This is a genomic window from Bartonella henselae str. Houston-1 (assembly GCF_000046705.1).
Lineage (GTDB): Bacteria > Pseudomonadota > Alphaproteobacteria > Rhizobiales > Rhizobiaceae > Bartonella > Bartonella henselae.
This window is the reverse complement of sequence record NC_005956.1, coordinates 914,328-935,235: the sequence shown is the minus strand read 5'-3', so window position 1 is coordinate 935,235 and position 20,908 is coordinate 914,328. Positions and strand designations below refer to the sequence as shown.

19 protein-coding genes are annotated in these 20,908 nt (G+C 36.9%); 14 read left to right on the top strand and 5 right to left on the bottom strand.

Annotated features, from left to right (window positions below; translation table 11 throughout):
- Nucleotides 1–102: 102 nt before the first annotated feature.
- Genes AYT27_RS04255 through AYT27_RS04240 form a run of 4 tightly spaced genes read left to right on the top strand, consistent with a single transcriptional unit; the run spans nt 103 to nt 3,713 of the window.
- Nucleotides 103–1,179, top strand: coding sequence for a branched-chain amino acid ABC transporter permease (locus AYT27_RS04255; protein WP_034447792.1), 1,077 nt, complete (start codon nt 103–105; stop codon nt 1,177–1,179).
- Entirely contained in the window at nt 1,179–2,237 is a 1,059-nt protein-coding gene (locus AYT27_RS04250) for a branched-chain amino acid ABC transporter permease (RefSeq protein WP_011180722.1), read from the top strand. Before AYT27_RS04255 ends, AYT27_RS04250 begins: the two co-directional genes overlap by 1 nt.
- Nucleotides 2,234–3,016 carry an ABC transporter ATP-binding protein gene (locus AYT27_RS04245; RefSeq protein ID WP_011180721.1) on the top strand — a complete coding sequence of 261 codons (783 nt, stop codon included), beginning with the start codon at nt 2,234–2,236 and terminating at the stop codon, nt 3,014–3,016. The genes AYT27_RS04250 and AYT27_RS04245 overlap by 4 nt, the downstream gene beginning before the upstream one ends.
- Nucleotides 3,003–3,713: an ABC transporter ATP-binding protein gene (locus AYT27_RS04240; protein WP_011180720.1), complete on the top strand. Its 711-nt coding sequence runs from the start codon at nt 3,003–3,005 to the stop codon at nt 3,711–3,713. The genes AYT27_RS04245 and AYT27_RS04240 overlap by 14 nt, the downstream gene beginning before the upstream one ends.
- Nucleotides 3,714–4,186: 473 nt before the next feature.
- On the opposite strand, the gene gatA is transcribed toward AYT27_RS04240, so the two are convergent.
- Together gatA and gatC are read right to left on the bottom strand one after the other, a co-directional pair.
- The gene (gene gatA, locus AYT27_RS04230; protein ID WP_011180719.1) at nt 4,187–5,671 is read right to left on the bottom strand and encodes an Asp-tRNA(Asn)/Glu-tRNA(Gln) amidotransferase subunit GatA; all 1,485 of its coding nucleotides are present in this window, start codon (nt 5,669–5,671) and stop codon (nt 4,187–4,189) included.
- A gap of 31 nt (nt 5,672–5,702) precedes the next feature.
- Nucleotides 5,703–5,990 (bottom strand): Asp-tRNA(Asn)/Glu-tRNA(Gln) amidotransferase subunit GatC, encoded by a 288-nt coding sequence (gatC, locus tag AYT27_RS04225; RefSeq protein ID WP_011180718.1) that lies wholly within the window; start codon nt 5,988–5,990, stop codon nt 5,703–5,705.
- A 149-nt stretch (nt 5,991–6,139) separates the two neighbouring features.
- Between gatC and ruvX the strand changes: the two genes are divergently transcribed.
- Entirely contained in the window at nt 6,140–6,619 is a 480-nt protein-coding gene (gene ruvX / locus AYT27_RS04220) for a Holliday junction resolvase RuvX (protein ID WP_011180717.1), read from the top strand.
- On the opposite strand, the gene AYT27_RS04215 is transcribed toward ruvX, so the two are convergent.
- On the bottom strand, nt 6,604–8,232 hold the full coding sequence (locus AYT27_RS04215) for an acyl-CoA dehydrogenase family protein (RefSeq protein ID WP_034448127.1): 1,629 nt from the start codon (nt 8,230–8,232) through the stop codon (nt 6,604–6,606). The two genes, ruvX and AYT27_RS04215, sit on opposite strands and share 16 nt — an antisense overlap.
- Before the next feature lie 126 nt (nt 8,233–8,358).
- Here AYT27_RS04215 and AYT27_RS04210 point away from each other — a divergent pair, with 126 nt between their 5' ends.
- Genes AYT27_RS04210 through dprA form a run of 4 tightly spaced genes read left to right on the top strand, consistent with a single transcriptional unit; the run spans nt 8,359 to nt 12,459 of the window.
- Nucleotides 8,359–9,324: an aspartate carbamoyltransferase catalytic subunit gene (locus tag AYT27_RS04210; protein ID WP_011180715.1), complete on the top strand. Its 966-nt coding sequence runs from the start codon at nt 8,359–8,361 to the stop codon at nt 9,322–9,324.
- Nucleotides 9,321–10,616 carry a dihydroorotase gene (locus AYT27_RS04205; RefSeq protein ID WP_011180714.1) on the top strand — a complete coding sequence of 432 codons (1,296 nt, stop codon included), beginning with the start codon at nt 9,321–9,323 and terminating at the stop codon, nt 10,614–10,616. Before AYT27_RS04210 ends, AYT27_RS04205 begins: the two co-directional genes overlap by 4 nt.
- Before the next feature lie 18 nt (nt 10,617–10,634).
- Entirely contained in the window at nt 10,635–11,270 is a 636-nt protein-coding gene (gene plsY, locus AYT27_RS04200; protein ID WP_011180713.1) for a glycerol-3-phosphate 1-O-acyltransferase PlsY, read from the top strand.
- Nucleotides 11,245–12,459: a DNA-processing protein DprA gene (gene dprA, locus AYT27_RS04195; protein ID WP_034447784.1), complete on the top strand. Its 1,215-nt coding sequence runs from the start codon at nt 11,245–11,247 to the stop codon at nt 12,457–12,459. The genes plsY and dprA overlap by 26 nt, the downstream gene beginning before the upstream one ends.
- Here dprA and AYT27_RS04190 read toward each other — a convergent pair.
- Nucleotides 12,389–12,595, bottom strand: coding sequence for a hypothetical protein (locus AYT27_RS04190; protein ID WP_075320684.1), 207 nt, complete (start codon nt 12,593–12,595; stop codon nt 12,389–12,391). The two genes, dprA and AYT27_RS04190, sit on opposite strands and share 71 nt — an antisense overlap.
- Nucleotides 12,596–12,838: 243 nt before the next feature.
- On the opposite strand from AYT27_RS04190, the gene topA reads away from it, so the two are divergent.
- Complete coding sequence (gene topA / locus AYT27_RS04185; RefSeq protein ID WP_011180711.1) at nt 12,839–15,400, top strand: type I DNA topoisomerase; 2,562 nt, start codon at nt 12,839–12,841, stop codon at nt 15,398–15,400.
- A gap of 3 nt (nt 15,401–15,403) precedes the next feature.
- Nucleotides 15,404–17,677 carry a ribonuclease R gene (gene rnr / locus AYT27_RS04180; protein WP_011180710.1) on the top strand — a complete coding sequence of 758 codons (2,274 nt, stop codon included), beginning with the start codon at nt 15,404–15,406 and terminating at the stop codon, nt 17,675–17,677.
- An 892-nt stretch (nt 17,678–18,569) separates the two neighbouring features.
- On the opposite strand, the gene AYT27_RS04170 is transcribed toward rnr, so the two are convergent.
- On the bottom strand, nt 18,570–18,980 hold the full coding sequence (locus AYT27_RS04170; protein WP_034447777.1) for a hypothetical protein: 411 nt from the start codon (nt 18,978–18,980) through the stop codon (nt 18,570–18,572).
- A gap of 145 nt (nt 18,981–19,125) precedes the next feature.
- Between AYT27_RS04170 and rpmG the strand changes: the two genes are divergently transcribed.
- The 3 genes from rpmG (at nt 19,126) to AYT27_RS04155 (ending at nt 20,893) form a co-directional block, all read left to right on the top strand.
- Nucleotides 19,126–19,293 carry a 50S ribosomal protein L33 gene (gene rpmG, locus AYT27_RS04165; RefSeq protein ID WP_004864083.1) on the top strand — a complete coding sequence of 56 codons (168 nt, stop codon included), beginning with the start codon at nt 19,126–19,128 and terminating at the stop codon, nt 19,291–19,293.
- Nucleotides 19,294–19,695: 402 nt separating this feature from the next.
- Nucleotides 19,696–20,208 (top strand): thermonuclease family protein, encoded by a 513-nt coding sequence (locus AYT27_RS04160; RefSeq protein WP_011180709.1) that lies wholly within the window; start codon nt 19,696–19,698, stop codon nt 20,206–20,208.
- Nucleotides 20,209–20,257: 49 nt separating this feature from the next.
- Complete coding sequence (locus AYT27_RS04155; RefSeq protein WP_011180708.1) at nt 20,258–20,893, top strand: uracil-DNA glycosylase family protein; 636 nt, start codon at nt 20,258–20,260, stop codon at nt 20,891–20,893.
- Nucleotides 20,894–20,908: the final 15 nt, after the last annotated feature.

Sequence of the window (20,908 nt, the reverse complement as noted above, 5' to 3'; positions counted from 1 at the left end):
TAATCAAAATACGGGAATCGGTTGAGGATTGAGGTTCAATCAAATCGTCTTGTGGTTACTTCTTTCATTCTATATGAATTAATAAATGCGGAAGGATAAGAGATGAGCACTGAAATGTTCATCCAGTATTTTTTTAATGCACTTGCATTGGGGGCTCTTTATGGGCTTATCGCAATTGGTTACACCATGGTCTATGGTATTCTAAGACTCATTAATTTCGCTCATGGTGATATCTTTATGCTAGGGGCGTATTTTGTTTTCTTTTCCACAATCAGCTTTATGCCTGCTTGGGCTGCTGTTCTTCTTATATTATTGGCTCTTTTCATTTATTATTCAGTATTTATAGGGTTTAAAAAACGCCCTAAAATTTATTGGGTTGCTGTTTTTTTTGCTTTTATTTTAACGTTCATTTATTATTTTAAAATTGCTCCACAAGATTTTACACCGATTTGGATTTTAGCTCTCTGTTTTTCAATTTTTATCACAAGTGCAGTGGGTATTACTATTGACCAGTTTGCCTATAAACCACTGCGTCATGCTCCACGTATTTCAGCGCTTATTGGTGCAATAGGAGTTTCCTTTTTTATTGAAAATCTTGCTACTGTAATCTTTAGTGGTGTCCCAAAGGGTGTAAAACAGCCAGATTTTCTTGTCACACCATTCCTATGGCATTTAGGATCAGGGGAAAATGGAATTATTAGAATTGCTCCCATGTCTCTGATCGTTCCCATTGTTTCATTTATTCTTATCGTGTTATTGCTATGGATTATCCATAAGACAAAACCTGGTCTTGCTATGCGTGCAATTTCCCACGATATTGAAACGACTCGTTTGATGGGTGTTTCTGTCAATAAAGTCATCGCACTTACCTTTGGGATAGGCTCAGCACTTGCTGCTATTGCAGGCATCATGTGGGCTTTACGCTATCCTCAAGTTCAACCTTATATGGGTATTCTTCCTGGACTCAAAGCATTTATAGCAGCCGTTATCGGAGGCATTGGTTCAATTCCAGGAGCAATGTTGGGGGGGCTGTTACTAGGATTTATTGAAATTATGATTGTCGCATTCTTTCCTGCTCTATCCGGATATAGAGATGCTTTTGCCTTTATTTTATTAATTCTGATTTTATTAGTAATGCCCACTGGTTTAATGGGCAAAAAAAATCAGGAGAAAATCTAATGGCAAAATCAGCTTCAACTTTTTTATCATGTATCAGTATTCTTTTTTTTATCGGTTTTTTATTTTATGCTGATAACCATTTTAATGAGTACACACTTCGTGTCATCAACCTTATTGCTATCAATGCGATATTGGCAATTTCGCTTAATTTGATTTACGGTTTCACCGGGATGTTTTCTCTTGGACATGCTGGATTCATGGCTATTGGTGCTTATGTATGCGCGATTTTACTTCTTTCTCCTGAACAAAAAGAAATGATGTGGATTCTTGAACCTATAGCTGAGCCATTGCATGATCTACAGTTACCTTTTTTTGTAACTGTTGTTGTAAGTGGTCTGTGTGCTGCAGTTGTAGGTTTATTAATTGCTCTTCCTATCTTACGTCTTGGCGGAGATTATCTTGGAATTGCAACGTTGGGTTTTGCAGAAATTATTCGCATTGTTATTACAAACGCGACATCCGTAACAAATGGTTCTTTAGGAATCAAAGGAATACCTCAAAATGCGACATTATGGTGGAACTATAGTTGGTTAGTATTTACGGTTACCTTCATTATTCTCTTACTGCGAAGCAATACTGGTAATGTACTGCGCGCTATTCGTGATGATGAAATCGCTGCGAAAACAATGGGGATTAACGCTTTTTTCTACCGTAGCTTTTCCTTTACTGCAGGTGCATTCTTTGCAGGTGTCGGAGGAGCATTAATGGCCGCTCTTATTTCAACAATCGATCCAAAAATGTTCAACTTCCTTCTAACTTTTAATATTTTGATGATTGTTGTTGCTGGTGGTCTTGGTTCGATTACAGGTAGCATTATTGGCAGCATTATTATTACGGTCATGCTTGAATGGCTTCGCATTATCGAGAGTCCATTTGACTTAGGTTTTATACATATTCCAGAGACACCAGGGCTTAGGATGGTTATTTTTTCTCTTTTATTGCTCGTCATTATCTTATTTTGGAGAAGAGGTTTATTGGGACAACGTGAATTCTCATGGAGCGGGATTTATAGCTTTTTTACACGCAAAAAGTTCTCTAATACTGAGGAAAAGCTATGAACGACACTATTCTTTTACTCAATGATATCGTGATGCGTTTTGGCGGATTGGTTGCTGTCAATAATATTAATATGGCAATCAAGCGAGGAAAAATTACTGGATTAATTGGTCCTAATGGTGCTGGAAAAACAACCATTTTTAATATGATCTCCGGGTTTTATGCCCCCACAAGTGGAACCATTCTTTTTGATGGGAAAAAAGTTTCTGGAGCTCCTCCTTATATTATCTGTAGATACCATATTGCACGAACATTCCAAAATATTCGTCTTTTTTCAGGGTTAACAGTCTTGCAAAATGTTATGGTGGGGGCTCATGTTCGACAAAAGCATCCATGGTTTTCTTCAGCTTTGTTTTTTCCAAAAGCAATGAAAGAGAAAAGAGAAATTCATAAAAATGCGATGAAACTTCTTGAACAGCTACAACTTGATCACCTTGCCAATCAATCTGCAACGACTCTGCCCTATGGTGTACAAAGACGTTTAGAAATTGCGCGCGCTTTAGCAACAAAGCCAAAATTACTTCTTCTTGATGAACCTGTTGCCGGTATGGATCCACAGGAAAGTGAAGATCTTAGAAAATTCATAGCAAAAGTGCAAAAAGACTTTGATCTTACAATTCTGCTTATCGAACACGATATGAAAGTTGTTATGGGGCTTTGCCAATATATTTTGGTAATGGAGCATGGCTGCTGCATTGCCAATGGCACACCAGATGAAATTCGTAATAACCCTAAAGTTATTGAAGCTTATCTTGGCGGAGATGTTTATGGATATTCTTAAAATCAAAAATCTTCACGTTCATTATGGCGCCATTAAAGCTATCCAAAATCTTTCTATGTCTATAAAAAAAGGGAGTATAGTTACTTTAATAGGTGCCAATGGAGCAGGAAAAAGCAGCATTGTACGCTCTATTACAGGACTTAATAGATCTGTTTATGGAGAGATTAACTATAAAGGCGAATCAATTATTAAAAAATCACCAGAAAAAATTTTGCGATTAGGTATTGCTCTCAGTCCTGAAGGACGGCGCATTATGCCTCATCTCACTGTTTTAGAAAATCTTCATTTAGGTGCTTATATCCGCCATGATAAGTCAGGAATTTCTCGTGATATCGAATGGATATTTGATCTCTTTCCGCGTCTACGTGAAAGAGCAAAGCAGTTAGGAGGAACAATGTCAGGTGGTGAACAACAAATGCTCGCTGTGGGTCGTGCACTCATGAGTAATCCTGACATGGTAATATTAGATGAACCCTCGCTAGGGTTAGCACCGCTTCTTATTCGGGAAATTTTTTCGATTATCCGAAAAATTAATGATATGGGAAAAACTGTTCTTCTTATTGAACAAAACGCATTTGCAGCGCTTTCCATTGCGGACTATGCTTATATTCTGGAAGTTGGGCATGTTTTGTTTCATGGTGAAGGCAAAGCTATGCTTTCTGATCCCCGTGTTAAAGAAGCTTATCTTGGCGGATAGAAAATTACACGCAGTGATTAAGAAGAGAGAGTTTATTTTCTCGCGTATCTACTATGTTAAGAGAGATATCTTGTGGTTTTCAATTTTCACACACTCTTCTAAAGTTCGAAAGATTTTGTTTCATTTTTTTCTAAATAACTTTTAAACCTGTCGGAAAACGTGATTACAAAATACCACAACATTCTCTTTAGAAAACAAAAGTTATTCATAAATTCTTTATAAAGGAGATCTATACATTCCTCTAATGTATGTTTACCAATACAATCATTTATAACACATTGTATTTCATGGCTTATTTCATAATCTTTTATGATTGTTCGTTCTTTTAAAGCTAACCGATTGGTTTTCTTGCTCAATAATAGATTTTCTAGTGAAATCTTCATTCAACTTTAAAAATAGCATGGGTTGCTAATTCTAAATATAACTAAGTTGAAAGAAAATCTTTTTTCATAAAAAATTGAACTTTTTTATTATTATGTCCACCATTTTTCAGCACTAAACATTCCAGCTGCTTGTTCTATAATGTGAGCTATCTGAAAAATGACTTCTTCAGCAAAAGGTTTACCAATCAATTGCAATCCTAACGGTAAACCATTCGATGAGAGACCAGAAGGAACAGAAATTCCTGGTAAACCAGCCATATTAACCGGTACAGTAAAAATATCATTGAGATACATTGCCACAGTATCGTTTTTTATTTTTTCATCAGCGATACCAAAAGCTGGTGTTGGTGTTGCTGGCGTGAGAATAGCATCAACCCCAGAAGAAAAACATTGATCAAAATCACGCTTTACTAATGTTCGTACTTTCTGAGCTTTAAGATAATAGGCATCATAATAGCCCGATGAAAGAACATAAGTGCCAATCAAAATACGTCGTTTCACTTCATTACCAAAACCAACTGAGCGAGTATTTTCATACATTTCAATAACGTCTTTTCCCGGTATACGAAGACCAAAACGAACACCATCATAACGAGCCAAATTAGAAGATGCTTCTGCAGGAGCCACAATGTAGTAAGCAGGCAAAGCGTATTTTGTATGGGGTAATGAAATATTTTTTATTTCAGCCCCTGCTTCTTTTAGCCAATTTATTCCTTTTTGCCAAAGTTCAACGATTTCAGGAGACATTCCCTCAAGGTAATATTCTTTTGGAATACCAATTTTCATTCCTTTGATGGATTGACCAATATAACTTTCATAATCAGGCACTGGTAAATTAACTGAAGTAGAATCTTTTTCATCAAAGGAAGCCATTGATTTAAGTAAAATAGCACAATCTCGAACATTTCGCCCTATAGGTCCTGCTTGATCAAGTGATGAGGCAAAAGCGATGGTTCCCCACCGTGAACAACGTCCATAAGTTGGTTTTATCCCTACAGTACCAGTAAATGCTGCTGGCTGACGTATTGAGCCACCTGTATCTGTTGCGGTTGCACCCACACAAAGCCCTGCTGCAACAGCGGCCGCAGAACCACCTGAAGAACCACCTGGTACGAGTTTTTCATTAGAGTCTTTTTTTCGCCATGGACTAATAACTGGACCATAATATGACGTTTCATTAGAGGACCCCATAGCAAACTCATCCATATTAAGCTTCCCTAACATGACGGCTCCATCTCGCCATAAATTAGCAGTCACTGTTGATTCATAGTGCGGTTTAAAACCATCAAGAATATAGGAACAGGCTTGTGTATGAACATCTTGTGTCGCAAAAAGATCCTTAATTCCCAATGGAATTCCCTCTAAAATTCCTCCATGCCCTTTAGCCAAGCGGCTGTCTGATTTAGCAGCCATTTTCATTGCTTGTTCTGCTGTTATTGCAACATAAGTATTCAAGATTGGATTGGCCAATTCAATTGCCTTTAAATAAGCTTCTGTTAGTTCAGTTGCTTTAAGCTCTCTTTTTTTTAAAGCATCACGGGCTTGTGCAATTGTGAGGGTTGTTAAATCAGTCATATTGGTTCTCAAATTTTAAAAATATAAAAAGTTATTCGACGACTTTTGAGACAAGAAAAAAATTTTCTTCTGTAACAGGTGCATTTGCTACAATATCTGCTACTTTATCACCATCTGTGACACTATCTTCACGCATTCTTAAAGTCATTGGCATCACTGATGTTAATGGCTCAACTCCACTGACATCAACTTCACTCAATTGTTCCACAAAACCTAAAATGACATTAAGTTCTTTTGTCATAAGTTCTACTTCATCGTTATGAAGAGCAATGCGCGCTAAATGTGATACCCGCTTGACTGTTTCCTGATCAACAGACATATTACGCCTTTCTGCTTTTTTATTTTGATATTCATTTATTCATATTCTGGCTATACAAGTCTGCGTTTGCAAGCGCAAGAATATTGATAATCCAAATAAAGAATATAAGTATAAATCTAAAACAATAAAGAACTTAAATTATAAAGCATATGGCCATTATTAACATAAATGAAGTTATGATACATCTTTTGCCCGGGCAAATAATAGCAGGGTTGGATTTGGGTACGAAAACTATCGGAATTGCGGTTTCTGATAGAGGGCTAATTTTTTCAAATCCGCGTTCTGTACTCCAACGACAAAAATTTACGGTAGATGCTCAAACACTTATAAAAATTTTTGACCATGAAAATGTGGGCGTTATTATTATTGGGTTACCTCTTAACATGAATGGAAGCAGTGGCCCTCGTGCTCAAGCAACTAGAACTTTTGTCAGAAATATGGAAGCATATACAGAAATTCCATTTGTTTTTTGGGACGAACGCTTATCGACGATTGCTGCAGAACGCTCTCTTCTCGAAATGGATGTATCACGCGCTAAAAGAGCAACTCGGATTGATTCTGCTGCCGCCGCATTCATATTACAAGGTGCTCTCAATAGAATCCACAACCTTCATCATATAGAAGGATAAAGAACATTTAACAAAAGTCCTGCATTATATCGTGCAATCAGCATACCATAGGAAGATCTCCATTGTCCCCCAAGACGGCTTTCCATATAAGCACTTGCAACATGCTCTATATCTGTAGATCGTAACGATGCCGCTGCAACTGCATATGCCACTTGTTCAACAAAAAATCTCCCAGCTCCTTCATTTGCCGATGCCATTTCTGCAGCAGATTTAATAATCTCAATTGCTCTTGGCCCTGCTGGACCAATATCAAGAGCAGTTTTTTCTAACAATTTCTGAAATAATCCCGGTGCTTTTTCAGCTATGAGAATTGCATCTTTTACCAATTGATTAGCAGAAGTATTTCTCACAATCCGTGCAGGTCCATTACACAACATTTGCGATAGTGGATTGTCCTCTATAAAGCTTTCGATGCCAAGCTGGGCAATAATTTCACCAATAATAGGAACAACTAATTGGCTCACATGATAAGCAATAATAGGTGTCATAATTCGTGCAAAAGCTGCTTCAGAGCGATCATTTGCAGCATTGTCAAATGCTCGCGCTAGACGCAAAACCAATGCTTGTGCGGCAGCAATATCAAGTGCAATATCTGCAAAAATACGTTCTGTCAGTGGAGACAAAGGTTGATTTGGCATCTTTTGCCGAAAGAAATCTATAGCAAATTGAAGAGCAGCCCGCAGAACACCTGCTGATACGACAGATTGATCGAAACGCATCATCGTTTCGATATCCTTAATAACCTTAATGCCTTCTCCAGCATTTCCCAAAAGCCAACCACAACTGCCTTGAAACTCAACAATACCCTCTGGCGTTGAGGTTTCTCCGGAACGGAGTATCAAATGACGAATCGATATAGACCCATTTAATGCACCATTTTCCTGCATGCGTGGAACTAAAAAGCAACTTAAATGACCATCTAATTCTGCACTAACAAGATATCCATCAACTATAGGATTAATAACATTGGTTTTTACAACATTTAAACGATAGAGATCACGTCCCATTTTTTCATCAAAAGAAATTTTTTTAACACTTGGAAAATTGAAAGAGTGTTTTTCGTGTTTCTCAAAATCGTCAAAAGCACAAGTTAATGAAGCTGCTTTTTTACTATTAACAGGCTTGGATGACAAATCATATTGACGCGATAAGAGTGCATTTTGCCATTTTTTAAAAAGCTCAACATCACTAATTAAAACTGCAATAGCGGCACTTGTAATAATAACTTCATTCAAATGCCCCGTTTCTAGGCTGGCAGATAAGGCCAAGCGAATAGCACGTGCTTGATAGCGTATCCCATTTTCTGAACTGGTGTTTTCCCAAAGTGAAGTGACCAAACCAGCTTGTCTGGAATATTGTTGAAGAGCTTTGTAAGAAGAGTGTATCTCTAATTTTTCTGTTGGTTTCCCCCATTCGTCGTTATAACGTAACATTGGCCGATAACGATTCGCCAAAGAGGCAAGCTCCCATGCTTTACGGCTGGCTACAAAATCTCCTATTTCTTCAAAACTTGCTAACAAAAATGTAGGCAAAGTGGACGCAATGCGAAACATCAGCGTATCACTGAGAAATGCATTTTTTCGGCGGGAGTTTTGCGCAAGTACACCACTCATAGGCATATTCCTATTATTCAAATCATTCATATCATAGACTATTTGTTTTTTTGCAGTTAAAAAATATTTATCATATCCAAACAAATGCTTGTTTAATCTCTTTAGAGAGAGATAGAAAAGAATGCTATGACTCAAAATACTTTTTTTTCCCTTTTCCCCCACCAACATCTGTTAGGTATTAAAGATCTAAGTGTGCAAGACCTTACCATATTGCTTGATCGAGCAAATGCGAATGTTCCTTTCTTAAAAAAAAGTGATAAAAAACAATCCATATTGCATGGGCGTACGCAAATTAATCTCTTCTTTGAAGCTTCTACACGAACACAATCTTCATTTGAATTGGCCGGCAAACGGTTAGGAGCAGACGTGATGAGTATGGCTATTGGCAATTCATCTGTAAAAAAGGGGGAAACATTGGTTGATACAGCCACAACCCTCAATGCGATGAAGCCAGATATATTGGTCATTCGTCATAGTTGTGCCGGAGCAGCTGCTTTGTTAGCGCAAAAAGTTGACTGTTGTGTCATTAATGCAGGTGATGGTGCACATGAACATCCAACGCAGGCTTTATTAGATGCTCTGACCATTCAAAGAACAAAAGGCCGTATTGAAGGATTAACTGTTGCAATTTGTGGTGATATCTTGCATTCACGTGTCGCACGTTCCAACATCCTCAGTCTCAACGCTTTAGGAGCATGTGTTCGTGTTATCGCTCCTTCAACACTTTTACCAGCAAGCATCGCAGATATGAGCGTTGAAGTTTATAACACCATGAAAGAAGGTCTTAAAGGTGCTGATGTCATCATGATGCTGCGCTTACAACAAGAACGTATGACAGGTTCCTTTATTCCCTCCATTCGTGAATATTTTCATTATTTCGGCTTACATAAAGAGAATTTAGCTTATGCTAAAAGTGATTGTATTATTCTACATCCTGGCCCAATAAACCGTGGTGTAGAAATCGCATCTGATATCGCAGATGGACCACAAAGCATGATTCATACACAAGTCGAAATGGGCATTGCTGTGCGTATGGCTGTCATGGAAGCTTTATTAGATTCACGCCTTAAGGCAAGTGGAGAAAAAAAATGACAAAGCCAATTGTTTTTCAAAACGCTCGTATTATTGATCCTTCCCGTACAATCGATGAAATTGGTACCGTTATTGTTGAAAATGGACTGATTATAGCCGCTGGAAAAGAAGCCCTTAATCAAGGAATCCCCGAAGGGGCAGAAATTATTAATGCGCAAAATAAAGCAATTCTCCCTGGACTTGTTGATGCCCGCGTTTTTGTTGGAGAACCAGGAAATGAAAGCCGGGAAACGCTAGCTTCAGCAAGCCAATCTGCAGCAGCAGGAGGCATTACTTCCTTTCTTATGATGCCAAATACGAATCCAGTCATCGATAATATAGCGCTTGTTAAATTTATTACGCATACAGCACAGGAAATTTCATCAGTTAATATTTATCCCGTTGCTGCCATTACTCAAGGTTTCAACGGACAGGAAATAGCCGAATTTGGCTTGCTAAAGGATGCAGGAGCAGTTGCTTTTAGTGAAGGAAAAAAAACACTTCAAAATTCATCTGTTATGCGGCGTGCAATGACTTATGCACGCGACTTCGATGTCCCATTGATGCACGAAACACAAGACAAGGATCTCATAGGACAAGGCGTTATGAACGAAGGTCTTCTAGCCAGTTGGCTTGGACTTTCTGGAATACCGCGCGAAGCAGAAGTTATTCCACTCGAAAGAGATTTGCGCTTAGCAGCATTAACACAAACACGCTATCATGCCGCACAAATATCAACAGCACTGTCTGCTGACGCACTTCGTTTAAGCAAGCAACGGAGTGAGAAAATTTCAGCCGGTGTATCTATTAATCACTTATCTTTCAATGAAAATGATATTGGTGAATATCGCACCTCTTTTCGCCTCATACCTCCATTGCGTACAGAAGAAGATCGTATAGCAATGATTGAAGCAATAAAAGATGGAACAGTGGATATTATCGTTTCTTCTCATGATCCTCAAAGTCTTGATAAAAAAAATCTACCATTTAGTGAGGCAGCCATAGGTGCCATTGGCATGGAAACTTTATTGAGTGCAGCTTTACGCCTTTATCATAACGGAACCATTTCTCTTCTCCGATTAACTGAACTTTTGTCAACAACACCTGCAAAACTCTTTGATCTCAATGCGGGAACACTTAGAAAAGGCACTCATGCAGACCTTATTTTAGTTGACCTTGATGAACCATGGATAGTTTCTCCAGAGAAGCTGTATTCACGTTCAAAAAATACACCTTTTGAGAAGGCACACTTCCAAGGACGTGTTCTCCAAACCTTTGTTAAAGGACAATCAATTTTTAAACTTGATCAATAAACTTCATGGGGGTTTTTAATGAATGAAGGTGAAATACTTTTTCAATTTACTACATGGCTTATCTTTCTGATATCTTATCTCATTGGGTCTATCCCATTTGGCTTGCTTCTTACAAAATTAGCAAAACTTGGCGATGTAAGAACAATTGGTTCAGGAAATATTGGAGCTACAAATGTTTTACGAACAGGAAATAAAAAAGTTGCTGCTCTGACACTTCTTTGTGACATATTAAAAGGGACTCTTGTTATTCTTGTTATAAAATTTTTAACTGATCCGATAGAAAATAATATCTTTATTTCTCTTGCTGGTTTTTTTGCTTTTTTAGGACATCTTTTCCCTGTATGGCTTAAATTTAAAGGTGGTAAGGGTGTTGCTACCTATCTAGGTGTTTGCTTAGGATTATATTGGCCAGCAGCAATTGTTTTTATCACTGCGTGGATAGTGCTTTTTCTCATTACACGTTACTCTTCATTATCCGCACTCATTGCTGTTATTATCACTCCAATATTTGTTCATTTTTCCTATCCTTATCTCTATGCTCATTGTATACTAGTAATTATGAGCCTATTGGTGATGATAAAACATCATGCAAATATTGGTAGATTGTTAGTTGGGAAAGAAAGCAAAATTGGGACACAAAACGGGGGTAAATAAAGGAATCCTGCTCACTGATCGTCAACGTCTAAACTGGTTACGATTGTTGCGTAGCGAAAATATTGGAGCAGTGAGTTTTCGCAATCTCATTGATCATTATAAAACAGCAGAAAATGCTTTGGCAGCACTTCCTGAGCTTAGTAGAAAAGGTGGTCTTGCTACATCCATCCGAATAGCAACATTAGAAGACGCTGAAAAAGAAATGCAAGAAGCCGAAAAATTAGGTATTCGGTTTGTTGGTATAGGAGAACCGGATTATCCAACCTTTCTTAAAGTTACAGAAGCATCACCGCCGCTTATTGCTATCAAAGGCAATGTTTCAGTTTTTGAGAAAGCTTCTGTTGGAATTGTGGGATCTCGAAATGCTTCGGCGGCAGGCAAAAAACTGGCTGCTCAATTTGCTCATTTTCTTGGAAACGCCGATTTTACAATTATTTCCGGATTAGCACGTGGAATTGATAGCATTGCACATCAAGCGAGTCTACAAACGGGGACAGTTGCAGTAATGGCTGGTGGAATTGATCACATCTATCCCCCTGAAAACAAAAAGCTGCACGAAGATATTATCGCAAATGGTGGAGCAATTATCAGTGAAATGCCCATTGGATGGAAACCACGCGCTATCGATTTTCCAAGAAGAAACCGTATTATTGCAGGTCTCTCACTTGGATTATTGGTTGTAGAGGCTGCACTACAGTCAGGATCCCTTATTACTGCGCGTCAAGCTGCCGAAATGGGACGACTGACTTTTGCCATTCCCGGTTCTCCACTTGATCCAAGATCCGTTGGTACAAACAACCTCCTAAAGGATGGAGCCTTGCTAACCACACACCCTTCTGACATTATAGAAACACTGACACCATTAATTCCAACGCCTACAAATCACCAACTTAACTTCTTTGAAGAATTACCTTCTCTGCAACTTGAAAAGGACTGTTTTAATTCATCTGATAAAAAAACAAAGATTACCTCTTTTGTTGGAGATGAGAGAGAACGTCGTGCTGTTCTCTCTGCTCTCTCAACAACACCCATTGACTTAGACACACTGAGCACCAATTCAGGTGTCTCCCTCTCAAACCTCTACCTTTTATTGGTTGAACTCGAACTTGCTGGAAAGCTTATTCGACACTCTGGTGGTTATGTGTCATTGTCGAATTTTGATCTTCTCCAAGAGCCTCCGCACTATTAATAATACTCTGCCCTTCTTTAGCTGCCATATCCAAAAGTAATGCTAAAAGAGGACTTCGCGCTTGACGCGCCATCTGGTTCATTTGTTTTGACATATCTGTAATATATTGGATAATTTTTAAATGATTTATAAACATAATCTTCTATCCTTGAGTATTCTCCCCACCTCTCAATAGACGTTATCTTAGTATTTCGTCTTATGTTTTTATATTAACCGTGGAAATAAATCGTGTAATTCCATATAGGGTGTATTTTAACAATAACAATCACAAGCTGTATAATATTAATGTTTTTTTATGTGTTCTTAACCAATTGCCATTGGCTATTCCTGGAAAAGAAGTTTATAAAAAAATTTTTTATTTCAACATTCGGGTAAAATTATGAATATCGTTATCGTTGAATCTCCAGCAAAAGCAAAAACAATTAATAAATATCTTGGATCTCAATATAAAGTAGTAGCATCATTTGGACATGTTCGTGATTTGCCCGCAAAAGACGGCTCCGTTCTACCTGATCAAGATTTTTCTATGAAATGGGATGTAGATTCTGCTGCCGCTAAACGTTTAAATGAAATAGCAAAAGCAGTTAAAGAAGCCGATAGTCTTATCTTAGCGACAGACCCTGATCGTGAAGGGGAAGCTATTTCATGGCATATTCTAGATGTTCTTCGTCAAAAAAAAGTTTTAAAAGATAAACCTGTTAAGCGGGTTGTATTCAATGCCATTACCAAAAAGTCTGTACTTGATGCAATGAATAATCCACGTGATATTGATACATCACTTGTAAATGCTTATCTTGCACGTCGTGCTCTCGATTATCTTGTTGGTTTTACACTCTCACCTGTTTTATGGCGTAAACTCCCCGGAGCACGTTCGGCTGGTCGGGTTCAATCTGTTGCTCTGCGTATTATTTGTGATCGTGAATCAGAAATAGAACATTTTATCAAAGAGGATTATTGGTCTATTACAACAGACTTAAAAACCATCCGCAATGACGGCTTTCAAGCAAGATTAACAATGTTTAATCAAAAAAAGATTGGCAAGCTTGACATTCAATCTCAAGAACAAGCAGATCAAATTCGCCTTATGTTAGAGAAGGCAAAATATCATGCACTCAGTGTTGAAGCAAAGCCTACAAAGAGAAATCCTTTTCCTCCGTTTACAACATCTACTTTACAACAAGCGGCTTCTTCAAAACTGGGCTTTTCAGCTTCTCGTACCATGCAAATTGCTCAAAAGCTCTATGAAGGGATTGAAATTAATGGTGAAATGGCTGGGCTTATTACCTATATGCGTACTGATGGTGTACAAATAGCACCAGAAGCCATAGATTCAGCACGAAAAGTAATTCATGAATCTTTTGGTAGTGATTATATTCCTGAAAAACCACGTTTTTATTCAACAAAAGCAAAAAATGCACAGGAAGCACATGAAGCCATCCGTCCAACCGATTTTCAACGTATTCCTAATCAAGTACGGAATTTCCTCGATAGCGATCAGGCAAAACTCTATGAACTGATATGGAAACGCGCTGTTGCTAGCCAAATGCGTTCTGCTGAAATTGAACGCACAACTGTTGAAATTGAAGCACAGCAAGGGGAAAATTACGCAAATTTACGCGCAACAGGTTCTGTTATTCGTTTTGATGGCTTTCTTTCTCTCTACACTGATCAACGAGATGAAGAAAACAATGAAGAAAACGAAACAACACGTTTGCCACAAATTAATACTGGTGAAGAACTTACTAAAGAAAAGGTTGACGCCATACAACATACCACTGAACCCCCTCCTCGTTATTCTGAAGCTTCCCTAATTAAAAAGCTTGAAGAGCTAGGAATAGGTCGTCCTTCAACCTATGCATCCACATTGGCTACACTATCTGATCGTGGATATATCATAATTGATAAACGAAAGCTTATTCCCGATGTTAAAGGACGTATTGTTACAGCCTTTCTTGAAAATTTCTTTAATCGCTATGTAGAATACGGTTTCACGGCAGATCTTGAGGAAAAACTGGATCTTATATCGGATGGAAAGCTTTCTTGGAAAGATGTATTGCGCGATTTTTGGGATGGATTTAATGCTTCTATTACCAATATCCAAGAATTACGTATAACAAATGTTCTTGATGTTTTAAATGTAACATTAGCACCCCTTGCTTTTCCTGTGCGTGAAGATGGAAGTGATGTTCGTTCCTGTCCCTTATGTACAAACGGCCAGTTATCATTAAAACTCGGTCGTTATGGTGCATTTGTTGGCTGTTCTAATTATCCCGAATGCAAATATACACGCCAACTTGGCACAGATCCAGGAGAAGAGAATGAAGCCATACGGAATGATGAACCCGTTATACTTGGAGTTGACCCTAAAACAGGAAAAGATGTCACTCTTCGCAATGGTCGTTTTGGGCCCTATATTCAACTTGGTGAAAGCAAAGAAGCTAAGCGTGCAGGGTTACCAAAAGAATGGCAAGCAGAAAAAATCACTCTTGAAAAAGCTTTGTCTTTAATATCCTTGCCCCGTGAAATTGGTATTCATCCTGAAACCGGCAAAACAATCACTGCAACAATTGGCCGGTATGGCCCATACCTTACGCATGATGGAAAATATGCTCCCCTTCTCAATGTAGATGAAGTTTTTGATATTGGCATCAATCGCGCTGTTACAGTACTTGCCGAAAAACAAGAAAATAAAACAAAGCGAAGTAGAACAACAACTGCAGCGTTGGCAACATTAGGGAACCACCCAGATGGGGGAGTTGTCACCGTGCGCAACGGGCGTTATGGTCCCTATGTTAATTGGGGTAAAGTTAATGCAACATTGCCAAAAGATAAAGATCCAATTAATGTGACACTTTCAGAAGCATTAGAACTTATATCGGTTAAAGCATCCGGTAAAAAAACAACCTTAAAAAGAGCTTCTACTAAAACAAAAGAGACATAAATTTTGGCTAAAGGTGAAAAAAAAACACAATATTTTCAACCGCTGAACTTGGGACGGCTGCCTAATAAAGCAGAAATTCTCTCCTTTATTAATGAGAATCCTGGTCGATCAAGTAAACGTGAAATAGCAAAAGCTTTTAATTTAAAAAATGATTCTCGTATTTGGTTACGAGATATATTGCGTGATCTGAAAAATCAGAGCTTAGGAGCAAAGGAGCGTAAAAAGGCAAGAAATAAAGGACAATTACCAGCGGTTGCTATTTTAAAAATTACTGCACGTGATGAAGACGGTAGTTTTATTGCACAACCTCTTGAGTGGGAAGATGGTCCAAAACCAAAGATTGAAATACTCCCTTTTCATCGTACAAAAGGAATAAATGTTGGTGTTGGAGACCATATTCTTGTAAAAATTTTTCGAAATAAAGTGCCTCAAAGCCTCCCTTATACAGGGAAAATTATTCGTAAAATTGATGTATCACCAAAGAGCACATTTGGCATTGTACGAAAATTAGAAAATGGTCAATGGCGTCTTGATTCTGTTGAGCGCAAAACAAGCGAATTGATTATTGATACATCTTCAGAAATTCATGTACAATCCGGCGATTTTGTTGAAGTCGAAATTAAAAAAAATACTGGTTATGGGCTAAAGAGTGCACAAATAAAAAATGTTTTAGGACATATTGAGAGTGAAAAAACACTTTCAATGATTGCTCTTCTGTCAAAAGGAATTCCTTATATTTTTCCTGAAGATGTTCTTAAACAAGTCAAAAATGTAAAACCTGCCAGCATAGAAAATCGTGAAGATTGGCGGCAATTGCCACTCATTACGATTGATCCACCAGATGCAAAAGATCGTGATGATGCAGTTTATGCAACAAAAGACAAAGATCCTACAAATAGTGGCGGTTGGATTATTGTTGTCGCAATCGCAGATGTTTCTTACTATGTCAAAACCGGAAGTGCTATAGATAAAGAAGCATTGAAGCGAGGAAATTCTGTTTATTTTCCTGATACCGTTGTGCCTATGCTTCCAGAACGTATTTCTAATAATTTATGTTCTCTGCATGAAGGAAAAGAGAAACCCGCTTTAGCAGTTCGTATGATTTTTGATGCAAACGGTAATAAACGAAAACATAGTTTTCATCGTGTTATGGTACGTATAAGAGCTAACCTCTCTTATCAAGAAGTTCAGTCAGCAATTGAGGGAAATATAAATGAAAAAATAGCTCCTCTTTTCGAAAATGTCTTACAACCATTGTGGAAAGCTTATGAATGCCTTAAAATTACACGGGATCGTCGACAACCACTAGAATTAGAAATAGCAGAAAAAAAAATTATTCTTGATCAAAATGGATGCATTAAAGATGTTGAAATACAAACATACCTAGAAGCACATCGTTTGATTGAAGAACTCATGATACAAGCTAATATTGCAGCATCTGAAACATTAAAAGAACATCACCAGCCCCTCATCTATCGAATTCATGATAAACCCTCTCTTGCAAAACAAGAAATACTGCGGAGTTTTCTTCAAAGTTTGGGTTTATCACTCTCTCGAGGCGCAGAACTGACATCAGCCCGTCTTAATAGAATTTTAGAAAAGGTTATGAATACCCAGCAACAAGAATTAGTGAATCAGGTTATTTTGCGCACACAATCTCAAGCAGAATATAACCCCCAAAATATCGGCCATTTTGGTTTAAACTTACATAACTATACACATTTTACATCACCAATTCGTCGTTATGCTGATCTGGTTATTCATCGAGCACTCATTAAAGCTCTAAAGTTAGGGAATGACCAATTAACAGAGACACAAGAAAAAAATCTTGCAGAAATCGCCACACAAATTTCTCTCTATGAACGCCGAGCAATGATGGCTGAAAGAGAAACGATTGATAGGCTTGTCGCACATTATTTAACCAATAAAATCGGCTGCACTTTTACAGGTCGTGTTTCTGGAGTTACAAAAGCAGGTCTTTTTATTTCACTTGACACACTCAATATAGATGGTTTTGTGCATATTTCTACACTTAAAAATGATTATTATTATTTCGATGAAGTGCAACATACCCTTGTAGGAAAGCGTAGTCATAAAGGCTATCAACTCACTGATATAGTAAAAGTGAAGCTTATAAAAGTACAGCCCTTTGCTGGTGCTTTATGTTTTGAACTTTTAACAGATCCTCGCCCAATAGCTTTTTCATCTGCGTCCTACCATAAAAACAAATTTATAGCGAAAAAACAAAAGCGATATGCAAGAAACAATATCAGATAAAAACCAAGAAAATAGGTAAAAACGAAAATCATCACGATAATTTTATTATACTCTCAAAAGATAAAAAATCTTATGAGAGATAATTAGAGTGTTATTAATTTAAATAAAATATTATTATAAAATAATAAGATAGACATATTTTTAAAACTGAAATGTTATGTAAGATTCGTTGCATTGTATGATTTTCATTATGCTAATATCTCTCTTCCTTATGTGTGACCGTATATTTATTTCTGCTCAATAACAATCCTGTAAGAAATTGAAATAATTTCGAATATTAAGGGGTTAAAAAAATCTGCAATGGAGAAATTCACTTTCTCTTAACTTTAAAGTCAGCTTTTCTTAAGCTTCATGAAAAAAGTAAAATAAGCCATTCTCATAATAAAAAACTTTAGAAATCAAAACATTCTTTACGGAAATCATTGCGTTATTGGCTTTTTAAGTTTTCTAGGATCTATTTTTTCAAGCAATATGGGTTTGGTTTATTGTAAAATTTATATTGCATTTTACAATGATAATCTTGTTTATTCTGTCAAAATTTTAAATCAACAGTTGCGCATCACTTTAAAAATGTAGTCTGTTAATTGGTATTTGTGTTCTTATAGGAGCGCTTATGATTTGCGATAGATGCAATACTATACTGCTCGCAAAAATAAGAACCAAGAATTTAGAGATTTTTTCTCCTATACGTCTTTATTATGTTTGCTATCATGCCAATTTTGATGACTTGAAAATTAATCCTCAAATTAAAAAACAGCTCATATGTGCTATTTATCTTTATGTTTTCATTCCTATCTCAACCGATGGCAATATTTTTTTGTATCTGTCAATGGGAGCATTCACTGTTAATAATTCATTTTAATCCATTGCATATAATAAAAACAAGCCAGCCTTATTTTTGTGGCAACATCTGTGCTTGGTAATATTTATTCTTAATCTCTAACAGCAATGAATGATTACACAAAGGATCAGCACTCTTCCCATATGAGGTGCGTATTTTAAGCTTTACAAGAATGCAGAAAAAGGAATTTAAAACTTTTATAATACCATGACATTCAAACAGCAATGGATTTTGATTCTTCCTCTTTTTCTCCTCGCTCGCGTTTTTACTGACCGTTGTAGAATCAAGCTTGCAGCATGAGAAACGTAACCTTAAGAGTAAGAACTTTTTCCTGCTAATTCTGCTTTTATTTTTTTCTAGCAAATCAATGTGCTTGTTAGGAGAAGTACTATCAGCCAAACATGGATATCTTGAAACCAATTTTTTAACTGCAATAGCTTGTTTTTTTAGTTTATATATCATTTTGATACTTATTCAACACATGAGAAAATTAATCAAGCTCTTGACTTTTTGGACAACATCCGTAGTGTTGCCAAAAGTCTGATTGTATCAGAAATAGACTTTAATAGAGAAATGATATAATTTTCAATAAATAGGACTCTTAATTATGGCCAAGGCAGCAACCATTAAGATCAAGCTTTTATCAACTGCAGATACTGGCTTTTTCTATGTAACGAAGAAAAATAGCCGTACAATGACAGATAAAATGAGCAAGCGTAAATATGATCCAGTTGTAAAAAAGCACGTTGAATTTAAAGAAACGAAAATTAAATAACTAATTTACACTATTTCTCTTGTGAGTGCTGCAATCGAAAGCAGCGCAGTTTTAAATGCTGCTTATCGGGGGAAAAATAGAGTGAAGTGTGCCTGTTTGTTTCTATGTTTTTAGCTTAGAGCGCCATATATCCTTAAATGAGGTTGATTTATTTTTTTAATTCCTCTTCTGTATTTTGAGTAGTATCTTTGTGGTATTGGATCTGATTTTCTACGTAACCCAAGATGGGAAGTATGTTTAATAGAGCATTGAGTAATATACTTAATTTTATCGAAATAATTGGATTTTGTTGAAGACGTATAAGTCAATCCTTTCTAAATTAAGCTTGTTGTAATCATAGTTTTTTGATTTCATGAAAAAAAAAGTTCTCATTTTGGCCTAAACAGTTTCAATCTAAAGATTATGAGTTCCAGCATTTTTATTGCTGTTAGCATTTTTATCATTGTGATAGTTTACATTGAATATACTAAAAAATACCCTCAGAAGGCATCTTTAATTTCCAAACTCCCTATCGAGGGAAATGCATTAATTATTGATGGCGATTCACTTATGGTTTCCTCTATTATGATCCGGCTTGCAGGAATTGATGCTCCTGAGATGAAACAATTTTGTGGTACAAAGAAAGTACTCTATGCATGCGGACTTGAAGCAAAAAAATACTTAGAAAAACTCATAGCAAATCAGCCTGTTATATGTCATTGGTATAAAAAGGATAAATATGGCCGCATTCTTGCGACATGTAAAACAAAGCAAGTCAGGAACATCAATGCAACGATGGTACAGAATGGTTGGGCTGTAAGTTATTATGACTACCCTCAAGAGGAACAAGAAGCCAGAAAGAAAAGAAAAGGAATATGGCAATCAAATTTTCAATATCCGAGAAAATGGCGAAAAACGCATCCTCGAACAGAATAAAGAAAATATTTTTCTTTCCGTATAGTATTCTTTAATTTCTTATTTTCCAATGAAAAAACAACCAGATAATCAAATTACCAAACTTGAAAAAAAAATTTACTCCTGTCGTGTTTGTATCAAATATCCTCGTTATCTTCCTCCCCTTCCTCATGAACCAAAACCCGTAGTTTATTTATCTAATAGGGCTTTAATTGCAATTGCAGGGCAAGCACCAGGGCTACGTGTCCATGAAAGTTCTATTCCTTTTAATGATCGCTCTGGCGAAAGACTACGCAATTGGCTCGATGTCACAAGAGATGAATTTTATAATAGATCTCTCTTTGCTATTGTTCCTATGGGATTTTGTTTTCCAGGGTATGATCAAAACAAATCTGATTTACCGCCAAGGCGTGAATGTCAAGAAATATGGCATGAAAAGGTATTTCAAGCTATGCCACAAATAAAACTTGTCCTTGCTATTGGAAGTTATGCGCAAAAATGGCATATTGCAAAACTAAAACATAAAACTGTCTCAGCAACCGTTAGTGATTGGAAAAACATTCTTTCCATACGTCAACCTCGAGGCTATAATGTCATGCCTTTACCACATCCATCATGGCGAAATACTTCTTGGTTACAAAAAAATCCATGGTTTAATGATGAGCTTATTGTATCCTTACGCAGTTTAGTGCGTAAATTTTTATAAACTGAATACTGAGAA

Coding starts and splice junctions, on each gene's coding strand:
- AYT27_RS04155 (WP_011180708.1), top strand. CDS start 20,258: ATGAAAAAACAACCAGATAATCAAATTACCAAACTTGAAAAAAAAATT.
- AYT27_RS04245 (WP_011180721.1), top strand. CDS start 2,234: ATGAACGACACTATTCTTTTACTCAATGATATCGTGATGCGTTTTGGC.
- AYT27_RS04190 (WP_075320684.1), bottom strand. CDS start 12,595: ATGTTTATAAATCATTTAAAAATTATCCAATATATTACAGATATGTCA.
- AYT27_RS04215 (WP_034448127.1), bottom strand. CDS start 8,232: ATGAGTGGTGTACTTGCGCAAAACTCCCGCCGAAAAAATGCATTTCTC.
- AYT27_RS04240 (WP_011180720.1), top strand. CDS start 3,003: ATGGATATTCTTAAAATCAAAAATCTTCACGTTCATTATGGCGCCATT.
- AYT27_RS04255 (WP_034447792.1), top strand. CDS start 103: ATGAGCACTGAAATGTTCATCCAGTATTTTTTTAATGCACTTGCATTG.
- AYT27_RS04170 (WP_034447777.1), bottom strand. CDS start 18,980: ATGATATATAAACTAAAAAAACAAGCTATTGCAGTTAAAAAATTGGTT.
- AYT27_RS04205 (WP_011180714.1), top strand. CDS start 9,321: ATGACAAAGCCAATTGTTTTTCAAAACGCTCGTATTATTGATCCTTCC.
- gatA (WP_011180719.1), bottom strand. CDS start 5,671: ATGACTGATTTAACAACCCTCACAATTGCACAAGCCCGTGATGCTTTA.
- AYT27_RS04160 (WP_011180709.1), top strand. CDS start 19,696: ATGAGTTCCAGCATTTTTATTGCTGTTAGCATTTTTATCATTGTGATA.
- AYT27_RS04210 (WP_011180715.1), top strand. CDS start 8,359: ATGACTCAAAATACTTTTTTTTCCCTTTTCCCCCACCAACATCTGTTA.
- ruvX (WP_011180717.1), top strand. CDS start 6,140: ATGGCCATTATTAACATAAATGAAGTTATGATACATCTTTTGCCCGGG.
- rpmG (WP_004864083.1), top strand. CDS start 19,126: ATGGCCAAGGCAGCAACCATTAAGATCAAGCTTTTATCAACTGCAGAT.
- topA (WP_011180711.1), top strand. CDS start 12,839: ATGAATATCGTTATCGTTGAATCTCCAGCAAAAGCAAAAACAATTAAT.
- plsY (WP_011180713.1), top strand. CDS start 10,635: ATGAATGAAGGTGAAATACTTTTTCAATTTACTACATGGCTTATCTTT.
- AYT27_RS04250 (WP_011180722.1), top strand. CDS start 1,179: ATGGCAAAATCAGCTTCAACTTTTTTATCATGTATCAGTATTCTTTTT.
- gatC (WP_011180718.1), bottom strand. CDS start 5,990: ATGTCTGTTGATCAGGAAACAGTCAAGCGGGTATCACATTTAGCGCGC.